At 63.6% G+C, this 2,676-nt stretch carries 3 protein-coding genes; all 3 read left to right on the top strand.

Annotated features, from left to right (window positions below; all coding sequences use genetic code 11):
* Positions 1-648 (top strand): metal ABC transporter ATP-binding protein (locus EN893_RS28135; RefSeq protein WP_164901175.1); only part of this gene is annotated, 648 nt, incomplete at its 5' end.
* Positions 648-1,523 (top strand): zinc ABC transporter permease AztB, encoded by an 876-nt coding sequence (gene aztB, locus EN893_RS28130; RefSeq protein ID WP_031212890.1) that lies wholly within the window; start codon positions 648-650, stop codon positions 1,521-1,523. The genes EN893_RS28135 and aztB, both read left to right, overlap by 1 nt.
* Positions 1,524-1,550: 27 nt before the next feature.
* Positions 1,551-2,492, top strand: coding sequence for a zinc ABC transporter substrate-binding protein AztC (gene aztC / locus EN893_RS28125; RefSeq protein ID WP_127272476.1), 942 nt, complete (start codon positions 1,551-1,553; stop codon positions 2,490-2,492).
* Positions 2,493-2,676: the final 184 nt, after the last annotated feature.

The raw sequence follows: 2,676 nt of genomic DNA, 5'->3' as shown, positions 1-2,676 counted from the left end.
GTCCTGAAGCCAATGGCCGGCGAGGTTATCCGCGCACCCGGTGTACGTGCCGCCTATCTGCCGCAGCAATCGGAGCTCGACCGCTCTTTTCCAGCGCGCGTGGTCGATCTGGTTTCGCTCGGCCTGTGGCCACGACGCGGCCTGCTTGGCCGCTACACCAAGGAAGATCGCGATGACGTCAGCAAGGCGCTGATGGCGGTCGGCCTCGGCGGCTTTGAAAAGCGCCCGATCGACACGCTGTCGGGCGGCCAGTTGCAGCGCACGCTGTTTGCGCGCGTCCTGCTGCAGGACGCCGACCTCATCCTGCTCGACGAACCCTTCAACGCCGTCGACGCCAAGACGGTCGGCGACCTCATTGCCCTGATCAAGCACTGGCACGGCGAGGAACGCACCATCATGGTTGTCGTGCACGATCTGGACCTGGTGCGGCAGAATTTCCCCGAAACGCTGCTTCTCGCCCGCCAGCCGATCGCCTGGGGCGAAACCAGGGAAACGCTGAAACCTGACAACCTGTTGCGCGCCCGCCGCTTCCACGAAGCTTGGGAAGAAAATGCACCCTGGTGCGAGCCGGGCGAGGACGCTCATGGTGACGATCACCATGGCCACGATCACGACCGCCAACATGGCGTCGGACCGAGGGCTGCCTGATGGACATGCTTTACGGCCTTGTCATCGCGCCCTTCGCCGATTTCGGCTTCATGCAGCGGGCTTTGATCGGTTCGCTGATGCTGTCGCTCGGCGCCTGCCCTATCGGCGTCTTCCTGATGCTGCGGCGCATGAGCCTGTCGGGCGACGCCATGGCGCATGCCATCCTGCCCGGCGCGGCCGCCGGCTTCCTGTTCTATGGGCTGGAGATCCTGCCGATGACCATCGGCGGCCTGATCGCCGGCGTCATCGTCGCGCTCGGCGCCGGCGCCGTCTCGCGCTTCACCATACAGCGCGAGGACGCCTCGATGGCGGCGTTCTATCTGATTTCGCTCGCCATCGGCGTGCTGATGGTGTCGATCCGCGGGTCCAGCGTCGATCTCATGCATGTGCTGTTCGGCACCGTGCTGGCGCTCAACGATGAGGCCCTGACGCTGATCGGCGGCATCGTCGCGGTGACGCTGGTCAGCCTCGCCATCTTCTGGCGGGCGCTGGTCGCCGAATGCCTCGACCCGCTGTTCCTGCGCTCGGTCAGCCGGCTCGGCAGTCCGGTGCATTTCATCTTCCTCGGCCTTGTCGTGCTCAACCTTGTCGGCGGCTTCCAGGCACTCGGCACGCTTCTGTCGGTTGGGCTGATGATGCTGCCGGCCGCAGCCGCCCGCTTCTGGACAGTTCGCGTCGAGCCGATGTGCGTGCTGGCGGTGCTGATCGGCTTTGCGTCCTGCGTCGCCGGGCTGCTTCTGTCCTATCACGCGTCGCTGCCATCCGGCCCGGCCATCATCCTGTCGGCCGGCGTCGTCTATTTCGCCTCGATCCTGTTTGGCACGCGCGGCATTCTGCGCGCGCGCATCATCCATCACCGTCACAGAACGGCCTGATCCCCGCCCCTAGAAGGAGACCCGTCTATGCTGAAATCGATCCATGCCGCCCTGGCGATGAGCGTTATAACATTAACCGCTTTTGGCGCATCGTCGGCCTTGGCCGCACCGCTGAAAGTGGTCGCCAGCTTCACCGTCATTGCCGATTTCGCCAAAAATGTCGGCGGCGACCGCATCGACGTCACCACCATTGTCGGGCCGGATGGCGACGCCCATGTCTACGAGCCGAGCCCGGCCGATGCTGTGGCCATGGCCAAGGCCGACATCGTTCTGGTCAACGGCCTGCATTTCGAAGGTTTCCTGCAGCGGCTGGTCGATGCCAGCGCCACCAAGGCGTCTATCATCACCTTGACCAAGGGCGTGACGCCGATCGATTTCAAACCTGAATTCGCCGATGCCGACGCGGCCGAAGGTGCCGGCACCGACGGCGGCAAGACGGTCACCGATCCGCACGCCTTCCAGTCGATCGCCAATGCCAGGATCTACGTGAAGAACATCGCCGAGGCTTTCTGCGCGGCGGATGCGGAAGGCTGCGTCAGCTACCAGACCAATGCCGCCGCCTACACGAAGAAGCTCGACGCGGTCGAAGGCGAAGTGAAAGCGGCGATCGCCTCAATCCCGGAGAGCAAGCGCGTCGTCATCACCTCGCATGACGCCTTCGGCTATTTCGAACACGCATACGGCCTGACCTTCCTCGCCCCGCAAGGCATCTCGACCGACTCCGAGCCATCCGCCGCAGACGTCGCCAAACTGGTCAATCAGGTGAAGCAGGACAAGGCGGCTGCGATCTTCGTCGAGAACATCACCAACCCGCGCCTGATCGAACAGATCGCCAGCGAAACCGGCATCAAGGTCGGCGGCACGCTCTATTCGGATGCGCTGTCGCAGCCCGACGGCCCGGCCGCGACCTACATCGACATGATGCACAACAACATCCGTCAGATCAAAGGCGCCATTCTCGGCAGCTGAGTTTGAAGGATCGTCCAGCCGGGCCGCATCGGCCCGGTTGGATTTTCCGCCACGCAATGTCTATTTGGCAGAGAATTCCTTCGGTACGGATTGCCGCCCATGTCGGGGAGTGGCAAGACTGCCGCCTGACCAGTTTGCGAGGATGCTGCCATGGAATACCGCGAAATCAGCGAGGACTATTCGG

This window comes from Mesorhizobium sp. M7A.F.Ca.CA.004.04.2.1 (genome assembly GCF_004022825.1).
Classification (GTDB): domain Bacteria; phylum Pseudomonadota; class Alphaproteobacteria; order Rhizobiales; family Rhizobiaceae; genus Mesorhizobium.
This window is presented reverse-complemented; position numbering and strand designations above follow the sequence as displayed.

Bases quoted from the DNA above. Each gene is read 5' to 3' on its own strand.
- aztB (WP_031212890.1), top strand. From the start codon at position 648: ATGGACATGCTTTACGGCCTTGTCATCGCGCCCTTCGCCGATTTCGGC.
- aztC (WP_127272476.1), top strand. From the start codon at position 1,551: ATGCTGAAATCGATCCATGCCGCCCTGGCGATGAGCGTTATAACATTA.